The 19942-nt window shown below is 61.6% G+C and carries 21 protein-coding genes; 2 read left to right on the top strand and 19 right to left on the bottom strand.

Going from position 1 to position 19942, the window contains the following annotated elements; translation table 11 throughout:
• Positions 1–2: 2 nt before the first annotated feature.
• The 15 genes from KHU30_RS02665 to KHU30_RS02595 all read right to left on the bottom strand — a co-directional run bounded on the left by KHU30_RS02665 (position 3) and on the right by KHU30_RS02595 (position 13789).
• Positions 3–644 (bottom strand): DUF3261 domain-containing protein, encoded by a 642-nt coding sequence (locus tag KHU30_RS02665; protein WP_211441087.1) that lies wholly within the window; start codon positions 642–644, stop codon positions 3–5.
• Positions 635–1867 (bottom strand): NAD(P)/FAD-dependent oxidoreductase, encoded by a 1233-nt coding sequence (locus KHU30_RS02660; protein ID WP_211441086.1) that lies wholly within the window; start codon positions 1865–1867, stop codon positions 635–637. Before KHU30_RS02660 ends, KHU30_RS02665 begins: the two co-directional genes overlap by 10 nt.
• Positions 1867–4302: an MMPL family transporter gene (locus KHU30_RS02655; protein WP_407928012.1), complete on the bottom strand. Its 2436-nt coding sequence runs from the start codon at positions 4300–4302 to the stop codon at positions 1867–1869. The genes KHU30_RS02660 and KHU30_RS02655 overlap by 1 nt, the downstream gene beginning before the upstream one ends.
• Positions 4295–4915, bottom strand: coding sequence for an outer membrane lipoprotein carrier protein LolA (locus tag KHU30_RS02650; RefSeq protein WP_211441085.1), 621 nt, complete (start codon positions 4913–4915; stop codon positions 4295–4297). The genes KHU30_RS02655 and KHU30_RS02650 overlap by 8 nt, the downstream gene beginning before the upstream one ends.
• On the bottom strand, positions 4912–5352 hold the full coding sequence (locus KHU30_RS02645; RefSeq protein ID WP_211441084.1) for an acyl-CoA thioesterase: 441 nt from the start codon (positions 5350–5352) through the stop codon (positions 4912–4914). The genes KHU30_RS02650 and KHU30_RS02645 overlap by 4 nt, the downstream gene beginning before the upstream one ends.
• Positions 5353–5356: 4 nt before the next feature.
• Entirely contained in the window at positions 5357–6937 is a 1581-nt protein-coding gene (locus KHU30_RS02640; RefSeq protein WP_211441083.1) for an HAL/PAL/TAL family ammonia-lyase, read from the bottom strand.
• The gene (locus KHU30_RS02635) at positions 6924–7892 is read right to left on the bottom strand and encodes an LpxL/LpxP family acyltransferase (protein ID WP_211441082.1); all 969 of its coding nucleotides are present in this window, start codon (positions 7890–7892) and stop codon (positions 6924–6926) included. Before KHU30_RS02635 ends, KHU30_RS02640 begins: the two co-directional genes overlap by 14 nt.
• The gene (locus tag KHU30_RS02630; protein ID WP_211441081.1) at positions 7889–8695 is read right to left on the bottom strand and encodes a glycosyltransferase family 2 protein; all 807 of its coding nucleotides are present in this window, start codon (positions 8693–8695) and stop codon (positions 7889–7891) included. The genes KHU30_RS02635 and KHU30_RS02630 overlap by 4 nt, the downstream gene beginning before the upstream one ends.
• Positions 8682–10439, bottom strand: a complete 1758-nt coding sequence (locus KHU30_RS02625) for an AMP-binding protein (protein ID WP_211441080.1) — start codon at positions 10437–10439, stop codon at positions 8682–8684. Before KHU30_RS02625 ends, KHU30_RS02630 begins: the two co-directional genes overlap by 14 nt.
• A complete protein-coding gene (locus tag KHU30_RS02620; RefSeq protein WP_211441079.1) occupies positions 10432–11037 on the bottom strand; it encodes a COG4648 family protein in 606 nt (201 codons plus the stop codon). The genes KHU30_RS02625 and KHU30_RS02620 overlap by 8 nt, the downstream gene beginning before the upstream one ends.
• A gap of 16 nt (positions 11038–11053) precedes the next feature.
• Positions 11054–11323 carry an acyl carrier protein gene (locus tag KHU30_RS02615; RefSeq protein WP_230411571.1) on the bottom strand — a complete coding sequence of 90 codons (270 nt, stop codon included), beginning with the start codon at positions 11321–11323 and terminating at the stop codon, positions 11054–11056.
• Between the two features lie 10 nt (positions 11324–11333).
• Complete coding sequence (locus KHU30_RS02610; protein WP_211441078.1) at positions 11334–11594, bottom strand: phosphopantetheine-binding protein; 261 nt, start codon at positions 11592–11594, stop codon at positions 11334–11336.
• The gene (locus KHU30_RS02605; protein WP_211441077.1) at positions 11581–12360 is read right to left on the bottom strand and encodes a lysophospholipid acyltransferase family protein; all 780 of its coding nucleotides are present in this window, start codon (positions 12358–12360) and stop codon (positions 11581–11583) included. Before KHU30_RS02605 ends, KHU30_RS02610 begins: the two co-directional genes overlap by 14 nt.
• On the bottom strand, positions 12353–13084 hold the full coding sequence (locus KHU30_RS02600) for a beta-ketoacyl synthase chain length factor (RefSeq protein ID WP_329956629.1): 732 nt from the start codon (positions 13082–13084) through the stop codon (positions 12353–12355). The genes KHU30_RS02605 and KHU30_RS02600 overlap by 8 nt, the downstream gene beginning before the upstream one ends.
• 513 nt (positions 13085–13597) lie before the next feature.
• The gene (locus tag KHU30_RS02595; protein ID WP_061940244.1) at positions 13598–13789 is read right to left on the bottom strand and encodes a DUF1289 domain-containing protein; all 192 of its coding nucleotides are present in this window, start codon (positions 13787–13789) and stop codon (positions 13598–13600) included.
• A 273-nt stretch (positions 13790–14062) separates the two neighbouring features.
• Here KHU30_RS02595 and KHU30_RS02590 point away from each other — a divergent pair, with 273 nt between their 5' ends.
• Together KHU30_RS02590 and KHU30_RS02585 are read left to right on the top strand one after the other, a co-directional pair.
• Positions 14063–14728 carry a TetR/AcrR family transcriptional regulator gene (locus tag KHU30_RS02590; protein ID WP_211441075.1) on the top strand — a complete coding sequence of 222 codons (666 nt, stop codon included), beginning with the start codon at positions 14063–14065 and terminating at the stop codon, positions 14726–14728.
• A 35-nt stretch (positions 14729–14763) separates the two neighbouring features.
• Positions 14764–15345, top strand: coding sequence for an LOG family protein (locus tag KHU30_RS02585; RefSeq protein WP_211441074.1), 582 nt, complete (start codon positions 14764–14766; stop codon positions 15343–15345).
• Between the two features lie 62 nt (positions 15346–15407).
• Here KHU30_RS02585 and KHU30_RS02580 read toward each other — a convergent pair whose 3' ends face one another.
• From KHU30_RS02580 to KHU30_RS02565, 4 genes are all read right to left on the bottom strand, one after another.
• Positions 15408–16643 carry a cystathionine gamma-synthase family protein gene (locus KHU30_RS02580; RefSeq protein WP_211441073.1) on the bottom strand — a complete coding sequence of 412 codons (1236 nt, stop codon included), beginning with the start codon at positions 16641–16643 and terminating at the stop codon, positions 15408–15410.
• Positions 16644–16800: 157 nt separating this feature from the next.
• Complete coding sequence (gene purF, locus KHU30_RS02575; protein WP_098497228.1) at positions 16801–18318, bottom strand: amidophosphoribosyltransferase; 1518 nt, start codon at positions 18316–18318, stop codon at positions 16801–16803.
• Positions 18319–18406: 88 nt separating this feature from the next.
• Entirely contained in the window at positions 18407–18895 is a 489-nt protein-coding gene (locus KHU30_RS02570) for a CvpA family protein (protein WP_211441072.1), read from the bottom strand.
• Positions 18896–18975: 80 nt separating this feature from the next.
• Entirely contained in the window at positions 18976–19920 is a 945-nt protein-coding gene (locus tag KHU30_RS02565) for an SPOR domain-containing protein (RefSeq protein WP_211441071.1), read from the bottom strand.
• Positions 19921–19942 lie beyond the last annotated feature (22 nt).

The following is a 19942-nucleotide window of genomic DNA, read 5'->3' as shown; positions in this document are numbered from 1 at the left end:
GTCTAAGGCGCCGCGGGAGCTGCATTAGTTACCGGACCGGCCGGCGCATCGCCGGCGGCGTCGCTGACCGAATCGATCGTCAGGCGATAGTGGTAACGCAGATTGTTCAATTCTATCTTTCCGCTCCAGGGCGCCGTCTTGCTGTCCGAACTGTAGTTGATGACCATCACCGGCTCACTCTGCAGCGACAAGGTGCGCGTCAGACCTTGCTGCTGGATGTCCCAGCCGGCCGGCAGCGCCGAACGGATTGCCGCCAGCGGCCACAGGGTCAGCTGGGTGTCTTCCAGCACATCCTCCGCACGCACCTGGGACGGCAGCATCGGATGGCGCCAGGATTGCAAGGTCTCGCCATCATAATGCAGGGTCAGGACGCGCTGGCCGAAAGCCAGTCCGACCATATTGAATTGCTGCTGGTCGATCTCCAGCGCAGCATCCAGCTGGTCGATGCGGCCGTTGCGTTCCACCGTCAGATGCTGCTGCAGGCTGATATTGGCGCCCAGCGTCGCCGGCGCCAGCTTCAGTCCAAGCCGGGCTGGGACCGGCGCCTGGCCGCCCGGCTGCGTCGCGCAGGCAGCCAGCAGCAGCGCGCTGAGCGGCAAGCCGAGCGAGCGCCAGCCGGCAAGCCGGAAGCCCCCTAGCTGCATATTTCCTCCAGCGTATTGAGGCGACGCTTGCTCTCCTTGACATAGGGATTGCTCTCGTCCCAGGCATAGCCGGCCAGGATGGCGGCGATCATGCGGCGCACCTCCGGCTGCTGCCGTTCATAGAAAATCACGTTCTGGAAGCCGCCGGAATACCAGGATTCGACAAAGGTGCGGAAAGCGTCCACGCCCTTTTTCAGGGGCAGCGCATATTCTTTCTCCCAATCGACGGCTTCGCCGGCAAACTGGCGCTGCAAGGCCGCGGCGGCCAGGCTGGCTGACTTGACGGCGATCGTCACGCCGGAAGAAAACACCGGGTCGAGGAATTCGCCGGCATTGCCTAACAGGGCATAGCCTTTGCCCCACAAGGACTTGACGTTGGCCGAGTAGCCGACAATCTGGCGCGCCGGCGTATCCCAGCGTGCATTTTTCAGCAGCGCGCGCGAAGCCGGGTCCTGCATCACCAGTTCCTGCAGGCGCTCGGTTTCGCTGCCCTTGAATTGTTCCAGGAACTTGGTTTCCGCCACCACGCCGATGGAACAGCGGCCGCCGGCAAACGGAATCAGCCAATACCAGACATTGCAATGTTCCGGATGAACCGTGATGCGGATCTTGTTGCGGTCGAATCCCCCTGCGGCGACGCCGTCCTCGATATGCGTGAAAATCGCGCCGCGCACAGGAAAATTCGACGGCGTTTCCAATTGCAGCAACTTTGGCAAGACACGGCCAAAACCGCTGGCGTCCAGCACAAAACCTGCCTCCACGATGTATTCGCTGCCGTCGGCATGACGCACGGTGACGCGCGGCTTCGCTCCTTCTTGATCGAATGCCGTGACAGTGTGCCGGTAACGCACTTCGGCGCCCTGGCGTTCAGCCTCATTCGCCAGCACCTGGTCGAAATGGGCGCGCTGCACTTGATAGGTGGTGCCCCAGCCGGCTGAATGCTTGTCGCGGAAATCGAAGTCGGTATAGCGCTCGCCACGGACAAAGGCGGCGCCGTTCTTGTACTGGAAGCCGGCTTCCACCACGGCCTGCAGCATGCCGGCTTGTTCCAGGTACTCCATGCTTTGCGGCAGCAGGCTTTCGCCGATGCTGAAACGCGGAAACTGTTCGCGCTCCAGCACCAGGACCTGGCGGCCCTGCTTCAACAGCAGGGCCGCCGCCACCGCTCCGGCCGGACCGGCGCCGATGACCAGGACATCACATTGCTCAACTCTTGTATGCATTATTGTTTTTCTTCCTTTTGTGAATCTTGGCTAAAACATGGTGCGATCATCCAGACAACCGCAATCCCGATCAACATCGTAAATCCAAAAGCATGCAGCGGCGGCGTTCCCGACAGCGCCAGCAGGCCGAACGAAAGCAAGGCGCTGGCGGCCGACAAGCCCACGGTCAGCCAGGCAAAACGATCGCGCTGCATGCTTTGTTCCTGCAGAAAAATGCCGTAGTCGACGCCCAGGCCGAGAATCAGCATCAGCGCCAGCACATGGAACAGCTGCAAGGGCTGGCCGATGACGCCCAGCAAAGCCAGGGTGGCGATGCTGGCCACGGCCGGCGGCGCCAGTACGCGCCAGGCAGCAAAGCGGTAGCGTGAAAACAGCAGCAGAAAGATCGCGGCGTAGGCCCCGGACAAGACCCAGCCCATGTACTGCCGGTAGTGCCCCAGCACCGAGGATATTTCACTGACCTTGTCGACCCACTGCACGCCGTCGAGCTGCTCGCCAGCCTGCTTGAGCAGCGGCAGATTGGCGTAATTGTTGACGCCGCGCAAAGCGACGATGCTGGCGTAGACGCTGCCTTGCGCGCTATCCACCTTGCCCAGCCACAGATGGCGCGACGGTTCGCTGGCCGCGGTTTTCAGGAACGCTTCCGGGGTCAGTGCCTGGCCGCCGTTGGCGCTGGCGGCGCCGCTCAGCGCGCGTTCGCGCATCTGCCTGATCCAGCTATCGTCCTCGCCCAGCTGCGTCGCCAGCGCCTTCAAGGGGCCGTCAGGCGCCAGCAGCGCTTGCGTCGCCAGGCTGCGGTTGGCTTGCTGCGCCTGCATCGAAGGCGTCCAGTTAGACATGGCCTGATAGCCGCTGATGATGCGGCTCGCGACCAGCGGTTCGAGTTTTTGCTTGAGGACTTCTTCGCGCTGCAGAACCTGCTCCGCGCTGGCGCCGCGCACCAGGTAGAACTGCACCGGGGTGGGCGCATCGAGCAGCTTGCCGAGCTTGATCTGGTCCGCCAGCAGCGCCTTGGGCGGGGTCTGCAATGAACGTATATCGTCATTCACTTTCAGGCGCGCAATGCCGGTGACTGCAAATGCAGCGAATAACAGAGCCGCCAGCAAGGTCGCCCGGTTCCACTGCAGCAAGGGCCAATGGCGGCGCGTCTGGCCGAGCCATGCGGCCAAGCCGGAGCCGTTCAGCGTCGAAGCGCTCACCAGTGCGGGAAACCAGAAAACCACGGTGAGCCAGGCAAACAGCAAGCCGATCACTGAAAACAGCGCCATCTGCCGCAAGCCGGGAAACGGCGTCAGCGCCAGGCCGACATAGCCGATCACGGCAGCAGTCAGCGTCAGCAGCAGGCCCGGCATCAGGCGTCGCAGCAGCTGCCAGGAATCGAGCTTGCGATCGGCCGCCGTTCGGCTGCATAGAAAGTAGATGCCATAGTCCTGCGCCACGCCGATCAGGCTGGCGCCGAACACCAGCGTCAGCAAGTGCACTTGCCCGAAGATCAGCCAGCACAGGGAAAACGCGGCCAGGCAGCCGACCGCGATCGACAGCATGATCAGCACTATCGGCCGCAGCGAACGGAAAGTCAGCCACATCAGCAGGATGATCCCGAGCAGGGAGCCGATGCCGATAGTCGACATTTCACGGCTGGCCTGGGCGCTGCCGGCGCCCGCATGCAGCACCACGCCGGCGCTGACAAGTTCCACCGACGGCACCGCCTGGCGCGCGGCGGCGCCGGCCTGCTCCAGCAAGGGCAAGATGGCGCGCTGGGTGGCCATCGAAAACGCAGGCTGTCGCAAGGTCATCAGCAGCACAATATAGGGACGGCCTTTATCTTCTACAAACAGGTAGCCGTCGCGCGGACGCACCGGGGTTTCCTGCGCGCGCGCCTGCACCCAGCCGCTGAACAAGCCGAAAGGATCGTCTTGCCAGGCCCCCAGCTTGGGACCGGAAAACGGGCTGTAGAGCTGCTGCAACGCGGTGTCGGCCCAATATTTGGAGGGCTGCTGGCGCAGCGCGGCCTGCTGCGCCGGCGTCAGCAGGCTGAGCCGCATCTGCTGCGACGGCGCCAGCCAGTCCTGCTGGCTTTGCTCCGACAGCTGCATGCCGGCTTGCAGCAAAGCGGAATGCTTGGCCAGCACGGCATTGTAGGCATCGGCGGCAGTGCGGGCATGCTCCCAGTCATCGGCGCCGACCAGCACGATGACGCGCTGCTGGGCAGCATCGACCATATGCGTGAAAGCTTGCTGCAAGACCGGATCGCGCTGCTGGACCGGCAGCAGCGCCATGATGTCGGTATCCGGCACCACGCCCTTGCCCAGCCAAAGATAGGCGTTATGCGCCAGCAGCAAGGCCACCGCCAACGCCCAAGGCAAAGCAAAAATCAGCGCCAGGCGTCTGGACCGGCTGCATGCCGGCTTCGCCTCTGTGGCGGGATTACTCAAGCGCCGCCCCTTCTTCCGCTGTCATGGCGCTGCTGCCGCTTTGCAGGCCGGAAAAGCTGATTTCAGTGCGGTCGCCGCTGGCTTCGCTGATGGTGACCGTCTTCACATAGGCGCCGCCGCTCAGCGTCAGCGTGCCGATCGCCTTGGCCAGCGCCGGCTGGCGTGCTTTCAGGGCCACGTTCCAGCTATTGCCGGTGACGCTGCCATCGAGCTCAAACAGGGTTTCCAGCTGGCTCAAGTCGCCGGCCAGCAAGGAAAACAGCACGCCGTTGATCATCTTCACCACCGGTTCCTGCTTGGCGTCCATGCGCATGGCGACGCGGTCGCCCTGCATCTGCACGATTTCGTCGCGCTTGAGCCGCAGCGTATTGGGAAACGGCTGCAAGGTGCGCCACAAGACGCCCTTGCCGTTCACCACGCAGAAACGGCCGTTGGAGAGCAGCGGCTTCTTGATGCCGACCAGCTGCTTGCTTTGATCGAAACGGCCGCACAGGACCGGCGGCCGCGCCAGCATCGCCTGGATTTTGTCGACCGGAGCGGCGGCATATGCGGAACACGCCGAAGCAGCGAGCAGGACGGCCATGAGGATGCTGCGTGCGCGACTTGATTTCATGTTGGTTCGATTCCTAGTTTTTGAAACAATACCGGCGGCGAGGCAAAGCACATTTCGCGGGTCGCCATAGACACCGCCACCTGGGTGGTGGTGCCGCGGCTCAGGCGCTGGCCGCTGGCGCTGTCGCTGATCACATACTCGATCCGCAGGCGGTTTTCCCATTCGATGATGGCGGCGCTGACCTTGATGCGCTGGCCGAAGGTCGCCGGGTGGGCATAACGCAGATGCAGGTCGATGATCGGCCAGCTGTAGCCGGACGCCTGCATCTGCGGATAGTTGTAAGCGATCGTATCGAGCAGCGCGCAACGGGCCACCTCCAGATACTTGACGTAGTTGCCGTGCCAGACGACTTCCATCGGATCGAGATCGTAGAACTGCACCTGCAATTCCACTTCGGCCGACCAGCGGCTGCGCGGTTTGTCGTTGCGTATCGTCATGGTCTTACTCGTACAGCTGCCAGTGCTGTAGGCGCAGACGTTCCAGCAAGCGGCGCAGATCCGGTTCCAGCATGCGGTCTTCCCGGATGACGTCGATATCCGCAGCCAGCAGCTCCATCATCTGCTGCAGCTTGTGTTGCGGCTGGGTCGCGCCATCCTGGCGGCTGCGCAGCCAGACGCCCTGGCGTACGCTGATCAGCATGGCCGCCGCCACCTGCTCGGTGAGTTGCAGCACGCGCAGGCAATCGCGGGCGGCGATGGTGCCCATGCTGACCTTGTCCTGGTTATGGCATTCGGTGGAACGGGAAAACACCGAGGCCGGCATGGTTTGCTTGAGCGCTTCCGCGGTCCAGGCGGAAGCGCTGATCTGCAGCGCTTTCAAGCCATGGTTGATGCTGGCGCGCGGCCCTTCCGCGCCGGACAGGTTGGCCGGCAAGCCGTGGTTGTAGCGGCTGTCGACCAGCAAGGCCATCTGCCGGTCCAGCAAATCGGCGACGTTGGCGACCGCGTTCTTCATGCTGTCCATGACGAAGGCGATATGGCCGCCGTAGAAATGGCCGCCGTGCAGCACGCGTTCGTTTTCGCCATCGATGATGGGATTGTCGTTGGCGCTGTTGAGCTCGTTTTCAATCGACTCGCGCATCCACGGCAAGGCATCCGCCAGCACGCCGATCACGTGCGGCGCGCAGCGGATCGAATAGCGGTCCTGCAGGCGCTTCTGGTTGCGCGGGGCATCGCTGGTCGGCAGATCCTGGCGCAGCCAGGCCGCCACTTGCTGCTGGCCGGCGTGCGGCTTGACCGCAAACAGGGTTTCGTCGAAATGATGGGCATTGCCGTCCAGCGCGAAGCTGGCCATGGCGGTGATGCGGGTGGCGATGCGCACCAGGTATGCAGCACGGTCATAGGCCAGGCAAGCCAGGGCTGTCATCACCGCGGTGCCGTTCATGATCGCCAGCCCTTCTTTCGGCCGCAGGCGCAGCGGCGCGATGCCGGCCGCGGCCAGGGCTTCGGCGGCGGGCACCTTGGCGCCGTCGCGCCAGACTTCGCGCTCGCCGCACAGCACGGCGGCCAGGTACGACAAGGGCGTGAGGTCGCCGCTGGCGCCGACCGAGCCTTCGGACGGAATCAGCGGCAGCAAGTCTTCTTTCAGCAGGCGCGCGATCTGCTCCAGCAAGCCGACGCTGACCCCGGAATAGCCTTTGCTGAGCGACGCCAGCCGCACCGCCATGATGGCGCGCGTCTGCGGCGGGCTGAACAGCTCGCCCAGGCCGCAGCCGTGATAGGTGTACAGGTGATGCGGCAGCTCGGGGATCAGCTCGGCCGGCACGTTGACGGTGCAGGAATCGCCATAGCCGGTGGTGACGCCATAGATGGTGCCGTCTTCGCGCAGCAGGCGGTCGAGGAAATCGGCGCCGCGGGTAATCGCGGCGCGGAACGCCGGCGCCTCGGACAAGCTCACCTGTGCGGCGCCGGAGGAAATGGCGACGATGTCTTCAATCGTCAGGCGTCCCTGGTCGAAACAGATGGCGCGGCGGCCGTCTGCAGCAGCCGGCAGAGGGAAATCTTTCAGTTCAGCGAGATGCATCTTTATATCCAGATAATTGCCAGAAATCGTAGAAATTGAACCATTGCAGCGGAGCTCTCAGGCAAAAGTGCTCCAGCCTTGCCGCGTATGCGGCCGCCAGTTCATTGAGGACCATGTCGCGCTCCTTGCGCGGCAGCCGGACGGATTCCCGGAACAATTCAAAATGGCATTCGGAATGACCGTTCTTGGTCATCGAAAACAGCAGGTAGACCGGACATTGCAGCAGGCTGGCCAGCACATAGGGCCCGACCGGGAAGGCTGCCGTTTTACCGAGGAAAGGTGCGCACGCGACGCGCGGCGCGGCCGACACCGGGATGCGGTCGCCGGCAATCGCGACGAACTCGCCGCGCCCAACCTTTTCCGCCAGGATCATGGCGGTGGCCGGCGTCATCTCGCTGACCTGCATCAGGTTAAGCTGGCTGTCCGGATCGAGTTTTGCCAGCATGCGGTTGAAGGCCTGCGCATGCTTGGTGTGCACCAGCACGGTGATCCGCAGCGCCTGCCGCTGCCTGGACAGCACCCGGCACAATTCCAGGTTGCCCAGGTGCGCGCAGATCAGCAGGCCGCCGCGCTGCGCCTGTATGTTCTCCAGCATCTGCTCGCGTCCGAATGAGACCACCTCGGCAGTCTTGAACAGGCCGCCCCAGAGCAGCATCTTGTCGAGGATGTTTTCAGCAAAGGAAGCGAAATGCTGGAACACGCCGCGCAGGCCCGGCCGGATCCGGTTGATCCTGCCGACCGCTGGATCGAAGGCGCACAAGCGCTGTAAATAAGTCATGGAGGCATGCCGCGCCGCCGGCTTGCTCAGCAAATACCAGCCCAGCACCGGATACAGGGCTATGCGGAAGGGCCAGCGGCCGGCAATGCGGTAAACCCAGAACAGCAGCCGCATGCCGCCGACAAAGCTGGCTTCGTTGATCTGCGCCCAGTGCTGCTGCGCTTGCTGTGTGCTCATGCCGCACCTCGCCTGGGCAGCAGGCGGCGCCCCAGCAAGCGCGGTGCGCGCCACAACATGCCGAAGAACAACGTCGCATGCAGGCGCGAGATCAGGAGATTATCGAGGCCGGCGCGGAAATGCGAGACGCCGTCCAGCGGATAGGCAACCCGGGTCGGCAGATTGACGATGGCGACGCCGTCCCAGTACAAGCGTACCAGCACTTCGATATCGAAATTCATGCGTTCGCCCAGCTGCCTGCGCTGCGCCAAGCGGATCAGGGACGGCAAAGGATAGACGCGGAAGCCGCACATCGAATCCTTGATATCCAGCGACAAGGTGTTGATCCAGACCCATACATGGGTCAGATAGCGGGCATACAAGCGTACGGTAGGCACGCTGTCATCGTATTGCGGACATCCGGCGATCAGGCTGTGCGGCGCGGCGGCGGCATGCTGCAGGAAACGCGGGATGTCGTCGGTGCAATGCTGGCCGTCGGCATCGATTTGCAGCGCGTGGCTGAAGCCGGCAGCGGCGGCATGCTGGACGCCGGTCAAAACCGCGCCGCCTTTGCCGCGGTTGACGGCGTGGCGCAGCAAGGTGATGCGCTGCGGATTTGCGCCGGCCAGCGCATCGAGCACCGCGGCGCATGAAGCCGAACTGGCATCGTCCACCAGCACGCACGGCAAGTCGTGGGCCAGCACCGCGGCCACTACCGCGCCGATGGCATGTTCGTGGTTGTACACCGGGATCACGGCGCAAGGCGTGAATTGTCCCGGATCGTGCCCGATACCGGGCTCAGTAAGATATTCAGCCCGCGACATGGGCGCCTCCAAAAACGATACGGCCGCCGGCATGCTGGCCGGCGGCAGAGAACATGCGGAATGACAAGCTGCTTTTTTTCAGATCGTGCTGCAGTTCCAGCTGCACCACCATGCCGGGCGTGATCACGCGCTGGAACTTCAGCGCCTGCATGCCCAGGAATTGCGGCGCCAGCGGAAAATATGCGCGGCCGTAGCTGACAGCCCAGTCGACCTGCACCACGCCAGGCAGGATAGGCGCCTCGGCGAAATGGCCGTCGAAGTACAGGAGATCGGCCGGCACCGCCAGCTCCAGCAATACCCTGAGCGGCTCCTGCTCCAGCACGCGCATGGCCGGCAGGATGGGCCGCTTGGTTGCCACCGGCGGTTCCAGCAGCGCCAGCAAATCAGCGCGGGTGGTCTTGCCCTGCGCATTGAGCGGCAAGGCTTCCAGATAGCGCCAGCTGCGTGGCAGCGCCACCGGCTCGACTGCGTGCGCCATGCCGTCGCGCAGCTGGCGGTTCAAGGCCAGCTTGCCTTGCGCCGCCAGAATCTGACTGCCGACCGCGGACAGCACCACAAAAGCGGCAATCCGCTGCCGCGGCTGGGAGGCCGATTGATCCAGCAGCAGGACTTTGGCATCGGCCACCGCGGCCTGCGCCTTGAGCTGGCGTTCCAGTGCATCCAGGGAAATGCGCTTCTCTTCGACTTTGACAATCCGGTCCACTCGTCCCTGCAGGCGGAAGCGCCGCTGGTCGAGCGCTTGCACCTGGTCGGCCATTGCGTGCCATTCCATATCCGGCAGATGCGGCGAACGGATTTCCAGCAGCTCCTGGCCGGCCGCTACGCGCCACGCGACCGCCGGCATGACCTGCCAGCTGTCATCGTCGCTGCTGCGCTGGCGCCAGGCGACGCCGCCGGTTTCCGAACTGCCATATACTTCAATCGGGACCGATCCCAGCAAACGCCCTGCTTCGGCCGCCACTTCCGGCGGCAGCGGGCCGCCGGAGGAAAAGATGGCGCGCATGGCAGCCAGCGAAGAAGCATTCTGCGCGGAAGCCAGCTCGACCGGCAGCCGCTTCAGATGGGCCGGGCTGGAAATGAGGACAAATGGACGGCCAGCCGGCCGCAGCTCTTCCAGGAAATTGATCTGCTGCGCATGTATCGCGCGCCGCTGGCTCACAGGCCACAGCACCTTGAACAGCAAGCCGTATATATGCTGGTGCGAGACTGTAGCGAAGATGCCGGCGTCGCCGATGCGTTCGCCGAACAGTTGTTCCAGGGTGGCCACTTCCGTGGCCAGCTGCGAGAGGAATTTCGGCACCGCTTGCGGTTCGCCGGTACTGCCGGAAGTGAAGATCACGAGTCCTGGAAAATCCGGCTGCAGCGCCTTGAAATCATGCTTTACGGATTGCTCGCTTGCGGCGGCGATTGTCAGCGGCGCATATTGTGCAGGAAACTCACCGAGATAACCGTCCACCAGCCTGTCCAGATTGGCGCACGTAGAGGGCAGCACGTCGCCCGGCAGATAAACCGTCTTGCCGGCCTGCCAGGCGCCAAACAGGATGCCGGCAAAATGCGCGCTGTCGCTGGAGTACAGGGCGAAGCGGCTGCCAGGCTGGCGCGCCAGCATATTGCGCCAGGCGGCGGCCTGCGCCAGAAAATAATCCCAGCTCAGCGCCCTGCCGTCGCGCCAGGCGAACGGCCGTTCATCAGCGCAGCGCGAAGACTCGCTCAGCAGCGTCAGCAGATTGCGCGGATCAGACATGCTGACCGTCCTGCCGCAGGCTGGCTTGCGCTTCAAGCCGGGAATGACGGCGCCTTACCAGGATGCGCACCAGGTATTCGCCGGCGAACAGGCAGCCCATCAGGACGTAGGCCACTACGCCGTTGTACAGGGACCAGAGCGCGGCCGAAGCCCACAACGCGGTCGCCAGCGCCAGTCCGCCATTGAGGACAAAAAAGCCGCACCATACCTGTGTCACGCGGCGCGTATAGGCAACCGCATAAGCGGGTAAAGCGGGATCGCTCAGGCGCGCCATGCGTTCGATGATCGATGGCGGCACGTACAGGCTATAGCTGAACAAGGCCAGCATGCCAAGATTGACCAGCACCGGATACAGCTTCAAGGGCAGCAAGGCATTATTCCAGATGGCGATCCCTGCCAGCAGCAAGGCGCCGGCCAGCCACCAGCGGCTGGCGCGGTTGATCTTCAGCGTAGGCAGGCGTGTTGCGGCCGCCAGCACCAGCAGCAAAGCCAGCAGGCGCGGCTCGGCATGGCCGTGCCCCAGCCAGATCGCGAGCGGATAGAGCAAGGTGACCAGCACGCTGACGGCGGTCGGCACAAGGCGCCAGAAATTCTGCACGGTATTCCCGGGCGCCTTAGCCGGCATCCTCTGCCAGCAAGGCAGCCAATGCATCGACCACGTCCTGCACCGTGCGCACCGCCTTGAACACATCCGGCTGCAGGCGCTTGCCGGTCAGCTGCTTGAGCTTGACCACCAGATCCACGGCATCGATGCTGTCGATATCCAGATCGGTATACAGATTGGCTTGCGGCGTTACCTTGTCCTTGTCGATCTCGAACATTTCATGCAACACATTCACCAGCCACAGGTAGATCTCTTCCTTGCTCATCGAATTGGTCAACATCGTCACACCGTCATTTCTTTCTATTGCTGGCGATCATCGCGGCCAGCGTGCGCACTGAAGCAAAATGATTGCGGGTCTCGGTCGAATCCGCCGACAACGAGATGCCGTATCGCTTTTGGATCGCCACGCCGAGTTCCAGCGCATCGATCGAATCGAGGCCGAGGCCGTCGACGAACAACGGCGCATCGCTGACGATGTCGGCCGGAGTGATATCTTCCAACTGCAGGACATCGATGATGACCTGCTTTACTTCTTCTTCAAGCTGCTGCATGGACTTGGCTTTCTTTCCTAAAATAATCCTGCAAATACGCGGTCAAATGCCTGGCAGCCAATACTTCGCTGCCGGATCTGGCAAGAAACTCGTGAACGTCGATATCGTCCTTTACTTCGATGCTGAAATGCGCGGCGACCGGCGGCACCTGCCACCATTTGGCGCCCTTGCCCAAGGTCGGCGGCAGGCAGCGGATCACCACCGGCGTCACGTTCGACAGGCTGCGCACCGCAATGTTGGCGGCGCCGCGCTTCAGGTTGATCTGGCCGTCGCCGGCAGTGCGCGTGCCTTCCGGAAAGATGATCAGGTTGCTGCCGCGCCGCAGGGAAGTGATGCAGCTTTCCACCAGGCCATTGCCATCGTCGTTGCTGATGTAGCCGGCGGCGCTCACCGGTCCGCGCGTGAACGGGTTGTCCCACAGCCGTCCCTTGACGATGCAGTCGGCGCGCTTGACGAAGGCCATCAGGAACACCGTATCGATCAAGGTCGGATGATTGGCCAGGATCAGCAAACCTTGCCGCTCCAGGCGCTCCAGGCCGCTGATGTCGTAATTCAGCACGCCGAGCCAGCGCATCAGGCCGACAAAGCCGCGGAACACCCAGCGAATCACCCGGCGCGCGATCAGCCGGCGCAACTGGTGCTCCCAAATGATCAGATTCAGCAGCGGAAACACCACAGCGCGCAAGATCAGGCCGCCGATGGCGAACACCACGAAACTGGCGCCGGTGGCCAGCACCCGCCAATAACGGTTCAGGCGATTAAGCATGCTGTCCCCGCAGCCGTTGCCAGCGCCAGCGTTGCTTATCCACAGTACGCAGAAGTTCGGCCTGCCGGCGCAGATAAAATGCCAGCAACTCCAGGCCGGCCGGCTGGCGCGCGTCGCCGCCATCTTCGCTGCCTGCCTCCGCCGTGCCTGACTCTGGTTTCATGACGTTTGCATCATCCTCATCCAGGCTCCCCCAGGACAGCCCGATCACATCGCTCGATTCCGCGCTCACCGCCTGCACCAGCCAGGCCCAGGCGAAGGGCTGTTCCCGGCAATCTTGAAATTCGTGAAACAACGCTGGCAACACGCCGTCGTAGACCACCAGCAGCACTTCGGAGGCGCCGTCCGCCAGCAAGCCGCAGGCTTCGATCACCGCGTGTTCGACACCTGCATGCCCGGCTGCCAGGGCAGCATGGCTGGCCTGGTCCTGGCGCGCGATCGAAAACAGGCCGGCAGCGGCATTGTGAACAGACAGGCTGAAAGAAGCGGGAGACAGAGGCTGCTCATCTGCGAGATCGGCAAGCAGCTCGACCGAGCGCATGCACTCGCCATGGCGCGAACAAAACACGGTCGGCACGCCAACCCTGCCATCGAGGCAGCGATAAGCGGTTTCCAGCGCCATTTTGCCGGTAAAACCGGCGCGCCGGCGCAGCATGGCGGGCATCGCGGCGACCGCTGCTTCGCGCTCGCCTTCAATGACATAGGGCTGTTCGGCCCATGCCATCCAGGCAATGGCCGTGTCTAGCCCCGGCGCCCATGCAGCATGCGACGCGATTGAAAATCTAACTCCCCCGAGTTCCATCTACCACTCCCCGACAACCATTGAATCGACTTTATTTTTTGCCGGCAGCCCAGGGAGCCGAACCGACGGCAATTTGTCTATTTTGCGCGGCATTATAATCCATATGCCACAGAGAAATATTACCAATTGCCTAATATCGCAAACTTTAACCATTGTTTGCAATTATTCATGAGTCTGCCTATTTTTGCGGCAAAATATACAGTAAGTTACAGTTGGCCATGCGGTTAAATTGAGCTTCACGATACGCAAGAAATCAAACAAGACTGTGCAAAACTGAGCAAGGCCGATAAATAGCGGTCATTATGATGGTCAAAAACAACACTATGATTTTCTGTGGCATGACAAACAATACAAGCACGGATCCCGGCGCAAGACGGGCGACGACAGAGAAAGCATGCAAGCCGCAGGGTAGCCGTAAGCACCCTGGCTAGCGCATCAGCCCTGGCGGCGCGGATAGCCCTCGGCGGTAATGCGCTCCCAGACCTTGGTTTTTTCCTCCTCGGTCATGAAAACCCAGTGCGCCACCTCATTCACGGTGCGGCCGCAGCCGCGGCAGACATCGTCGAAGGTGGTCGAACAGACCGCTACACAAGGGGTATCGGGACGTTGCGGGGGAGAATCTGACATGCTGACCTTTATAAAAATAAAACGCAGGAACGCTTGCCCTCAAGCGCCGCCCTGTCCCGTATTTTATAACAGCGCCTGTCCGCACCATCCCTATTTCAGGATTCGATGGCAGCCGCGGCAGGAAATCCTGACCGGATAAAATGAATGCTATTACTAGCATTTCAGCAATGCATCTACGACGATCGGCAGGAAGCAATATACAATCTTTGCTGAGCCAATTTATCAATCTGGTAAAACGGCATTGCGGACAGAACATCAGAAAGAAAACAAGTCATGGAGCAAAAGGCGCCACGTCGCACCCGCGAAAAAATCATGGATCTGTCGTTGCGGCTCTTCAATGAGTTCGGCGAACCCAACATCACCACCACCATCATCGCCGACGAGATGAAAATCTCGCCGGGCAATCTGTATTACCATTTCCGCAACAAGGACGATATCGTCAACTCGATTTTCGTGACCTTCGAGGAAGAAATCAGCCGCATGCTGGCCATGACGCAGGGGCAGCGCCCCACCATGCATGACGTCTGGCACTATCTGCACCACATGTTCCAGCTGATCTGGCGCTACCGCTTCTTTTACCGCGACCTGAACGACCTGCTGTCGCGCAACCGCACCCTAGAGCTGCACTTCAAGGAAATCTTCGGCCACAAGATCGCCGTCGTCCGCGAACTGTGCCAAGGCTTGCACGAAGACCAGGCGCTCGATGCCAGCCCGGCCGAGATCGATGCGCTGTCGTCCAACATGGTGGTGGTGGCCAGTTACTGGCTGTCTTACCAGTATGTCCTGAATCCGCGCCAGTACACGGAACAACCCGTGGTGGATCATGCCCTGGCCAGCGGCTGCTATCAGGTGCTGGCGCTGATGCAACCCTATCTGCGCGGCGAAACGCTGACCCATTTCGAAGAATTGAAAACCAAATACCTGCAAAGCAACACCTGATTGGCGGCTCGGCAGATACCAACCTGAATATCACCATGAAATCTCTCTGTATCTATTGCGGCTCTTCTCCCGGCGCCACGCCGGCCTATGCGCTGGCCGCGCGCGGCCTGGCGCAAGCCATGGCCGAGCAGGAAATCGCGCTGGTCTACGGCGGCGGCAATGTCGGCTTGATGGGCATCATTGCCGATGAAGTGATGCGCCTGGGCGGCCGGGCCACCGGCGTCATTCCCGAAGCGCTGCTGAACAAGGAACTGGGCCACAAGGGCTTGACGCAACTGCATATCGTCAAGGACATGCACGAGCGCAAGGCGATGATGGCGGAGCTGTCGGATGGCTTTATCGCCATGCCGGGCGGGATCGGCACGCTGGAGGAATTATTCGAAGTATTTACCTGGGCGCAGCTGGGCTTTCACCAGAAGCCCATCGGCCTGCTGAACGTCGACGGCTTTTATGACGGCTTGCTGCAGTTCATCCAGCACATGGTGTCGCAGCGCTTCCTCAAGGGTGAGCAGGCCGGGCTGCTGATGGCGGAAGCGCAACCTGAAGCGTTGCTGCAACGCTTCAGATCGTTCGTGCCGCTGCATGTGCCGAAGTGGCTGGACCGCACCACCATCTAAAATGCAAACGGGGCGGCTGCCTTGGCAACCGCCCCGCTCCCTTTTCTCCAACAGCTGCCGGCTCAGGCCTCTAAAGCCTGCTTGAAATCCGCCACCAGGTCGGCCGTATCTTCGATCCCGATCGAGACCCGGATCAGCGATTCGCTGATGCCCATGGCAGCGCGCCGCTCTGCTCCCATCTCGTAGAAAATAGTGTGCGCGACGGCAATCACCAGGGTCCGGTTGTCGCCCAGATGGGTGCCGGAAATCGCCAGTTTCAAGCGATTCAGGTAGTCGAAGCAATCGATTTCCGGCTTCAATTCAAAGCTGAACAGATAGCTGTTGCTGCGAAACAGCTCAGCCGCCAAGGCGTGCTGCGGATGCGACTCCAGGCCCGGGTAATGTACGGCGGCGACGCGCGGATCGGCTTCCAGCATGTTAGCCACGGCCAGCGCGCTGGCGCTGCTGCGCTCCATGCGCAAGGCGATGGTCTCCGCGCCGACAGCAATGTGATGCGCCGCTTCGGGGCCGAGCGATGCGCCGAAATCGCGCAGGCTCTTGGCGCGGATCTGCGCCAAGGCCCATTGCGCTTCCGGATTGCGCTTGTAGGCATCGTAGATATTAGGGAAACGAGTCCAGTCAAACAAGCCTGTATCGGTCAGTGCGCCGCCCAGGGCATTGCCATGGCCGCCTATCGATTTGGTCAGCGAGTTGACCACCAGGCCGGCGCCGACCGCCTTGGGCTGGAACAGGTAAGGCGAAGTCATGGTGTTGTCGACCACGAACAGGATCCCGCGCGCACGGCACAATTCGCCGATGCGCTTGAGATCGGCAATCTGCGTGCGCGGATTGGCGATGGTTTCGACGAACACCATGCGGGTCGCCGGCGTCAGCGCCGCTTCCACCTGCGCCACATCGGTGGCGTCGACCATGCTGACTTTGCCGCCCTGGCCGCCAAAGGTTTGCCACATGCTGGCAGTATTGCCAAACAAAAATACCGACGACACCACATGATCGCCCTCGCGCAGCAAGGCCTGGATCAGCGCGCCAATGGCCGCCATGCCGGAAGCGAAGCAGATAGTGGCAAGACCGCCCTCCATCTTGGTGACCTTGTCTTCCAGCGCTGCAACCGTAGGATTGCCCTGGCGGCCATAGCGGTAGCCCGACTGCTTGCCCTGGAATACCTCGGCCAGCTGGCGCGCATCGCTGTAGCCCCAGGTGACCGAGGTGTGGACCGGCTTGTGCGGCGCGCCGTGTTCGATGGTTTTCTGGCGGTCGCTGTGCAGGATGGTGGTGGTGAAACCGTATTTTTGCGTCATGTTGGATTTTTACCTGTCATGCCTTTGTCCACGAAAAACGCGAAAGGCACGAAAACCAGCCGAATGAAGGAAATCATTAACGGATATTTTCGCGCCTTTCGTGTTTTGCGTGAACCAGGTTTTTAAGCTGAATATTGCATACGTTCAGAACACAAGATCAGTCGACTTGCGCCAAGCTCAGATTCAGCTGCGAACGCACCGCATCTTCACTCTCCGGCTTCGGATTGTTGCGCGCAAACTCGATGCGGTCGAGGTAGTCGCGTGAAATATCGCCGGTGATGTAGTTGCCGTCAAAGCAGGATGCCTCGAAATTTCTCAGCAATGGATTGACGTCGGAGATCGAACGCTTGAGGGCGTCGATATCCTGGTACACCAGCGCGTCGGCGGTGATCTCGCGGCACACTTCTTCATCGCTGCGGCCGTAGGCGATCAGCTCGCCGCGGGTCGGCATGTCGATGCCGTAGACGTTCGGGAACTTGACCGGCGGCGCCGCCGAGGCAAAGATCACGCGCTTGGCGCCGGAGTCGCGCGCCATCTGCACGATTTCACGGCTGGTGGTGCCGCGCACGATCGAATCGTCGACCAGCAGCACAGTCTTGCCCTTGAATTCAGAGCCGATCGCGTTCAATTTCTGGCGCACCGATTTCTTGCGGATCGCCTGCCCCGGCATCAGGAAGGTACGGCCGATGTAACGGTTCTTGATGAAGCCTTCGCGGTATTCGATGTTCAGCTTGAGCGCCAATTGGATGGCAGCCGGACGCGACGAGTCGGGAATCGGCATGACCACGTCGATGTCGCCGCTGGAGAATTCGCGCTTGATCTTGTCGGCCAGGTACTCGCCCATTTTCAGGCGGGTGGCGTACACCGACGCGCCGTCGATGATCGAATCCGGACGGGCCAGGTAGACGAATTCAAACGCGCATGGATTCAGGGTTGGATTGTCAGCGCATTGCTGGTTATACATCTGGCCGTCGATATCGATGAAAATCGCTTCGCCTGGCATGACGTCGCGTAGGAAACGGAAGCCCAGGCCTTCCAACGCGACCGACTCGCTGGCGATGACGTATTCGGTGCCCTTGTCGGTTTCGTTGGCGCCGATGCACAGCGGACGGATGCCGTAAGGATCGCGGAAAGCCAGCAAACCGTGGCCGGCGATCTGCGCCACGACGGCGTAGGAACCGCGCACCCGCTTGTGAACATTGGCGACCGCCTTGAACAGCACGCCCGGGTCGAGCGAATAGCCGATCGTGGCTTGCTGGATTTCATGCGCCAGGACGTTCAGCAGCACTTCGGTATCGGAATCGGTATTGATGTGCCGGCGATCGTTCTTGAACATCTCGATCTTCAGTTGCTCGGCGTTGGTCAGGTTGCCGTTGTGCGCCAGGATGATGCCGAACGGGGCATTGACGTAGAACGGTTGCGCTTCTTCCGCGCTGGCAGTGCCGGCGGTCGGGTAGCGCACCTGGCCGATGCCGAAATTGCCCGGCAGCGAACGCATGTTGCGGGTACGGAAGACGTCGCGCACCAGGCCGTTGGCCTTGTGCATGAAAAATCCGTTGCCGTGGTTGGTTGCAATGCCCGCCGCATCCTGGCCGCGATGTTGCAAAAGCAACAAGGCGTCATAAATGAGTTGATTGGCGGGGTTATGGGAAGCGATGCCGACTATGCCACACATGGTGGACTCCTAAACAATAAACAATCCGATACGGCTCAATGGCACTTGCGCGCAGGTCCTGGGCGCAGGCAAGTCCAGTACAGCAAATTCAAAACTTCAAATGGCTCGCAAACTCCCCCGGCAAATAGGGGATGGCAGTTCGCGCGGCGGTTTCCGCCAGCGGGCTCAGCATCGCATCGCGCCAGAAAGGCTGTCGCGGAATTGCCGTAGCACCGCACACCAGGACCGCCGCCAGCACGATCACCAGGCCGCGCGCCAGTCCGAACACCACACCCAGCCCATGATCCACCAGCCCCAGGCCGCTGGCCTTGATCACAGCGTCGAGCGCCATGCTCAACAACATCATTAATAACCTTACGCCAATAAACAGCGCCAGGAAAGCCACGATTAACCGCGTTACATTTCCAGGAATCGCATCGGGGAGCAATTCTGCCAGATTTTGGCCGTACGCGTTGGCAACAATCAAGGCAATCACCCAGCTTGCCAGGGACAGGACTTCCTTCACCAGACCGCGCAAGGTGCTGATCACGACCGAGCAGAGCAGCACGAACAGCACCAGATAATCGAAAATTGTCACGCGGCTCGAAGGTTTCTGATCAGTAGTCTATATGGCGCAGATGACGCGGAAATCAAGCTGCCTGTATCAAGCCAGTCTATTTAACCCGGAATCAAACTGCCGTTGAGACCCAGCTTGGCCAGCTTGGCGCGGGCCTTTTCAGCTTCTTCCTTGCTGCTGAACGGACCGACCCGGATGCGGATGCGCTCACCCGCCGCGGTCGGGACCTTTTGCGTATAGGAATGGATGCCGGCTTCTTTCAGCTTGCCCTGCAGTTCATTGACCTTGTCCTGAGACGCCAGCGCAGCAACCTGCAGCACGAACTTGCCTGGCTTTTTCTCTGGAGCCGGCGCAGCGTCGCTGTGGCCGTCCAGGATCGCCAGCGCGCGCGCTGAGTCGTCGCTCTTGTCCGCCGCCGGCTCCGGCTTCGGTTTAGCTTCCGCTTTCGGCTTGGCTTCCGGCTTCGGCTTCGCTTCAGGTTTAGGCGTGGCCGCAGGCGCCACCGGCTTCGGCGCCGGCATTGGCGGTGTCACAACAGCAAGACTGTCAGGCGCCGCAGGCTTGGCGGCGGCAGTTGCCGGCGGCGTTGCGGCTGCCGGCGGTTTGACGGCCGCCGCAGGAGTAGTACTGCTGGCGGGATCGACGATTTCTTCCTGCTTATCGAGACCGCTGCTATTGACTGAGGCCGCCGCACTGGCAGAAGCGCTGGCCGCCTGCGTGTCGCGCGAGGGAATCTGGATCGCAATGTCGTCCGCCAGCGGTTTCGGTTCGGAATCGAGGATCATCGGCAGCACGATCACGACCGCCAGCACCAGCGCCACCGCCCCCACCAGGCGACGGCGGGCACGTTTCTTTTCCGGCAAGACCGGATCCACTGCTTCGTTTTGCTGATTCGACGCTTTGCCAGTCCTGGCTTTGCGGGCACGCAAAGGCAATTCCGCCTGTTCGGCGTCCGTGCCGATTCCGGTATCGGCCTTGGAACGGTAAACACCCTGGTCAGGGTCGGTTTGCTGCTTGTTTTTGCGAAGAAAAGAGAACAAACCCATGCGATATATTTTGCTAGCTAGT

The organism is Collimonas humicola, assembly GCF_018304945.1.
GTDB lineage: Bacteria > Pseudomonadota > Gammaproteobacteria > Burkholderiales > Burkholderiaceae_D > Collimonas > Collimonas humicola.
Note: the sequence above shows the minus strand (reverse complement) of the source record. Positions and strands in the feature narration are given on the sequence as shown.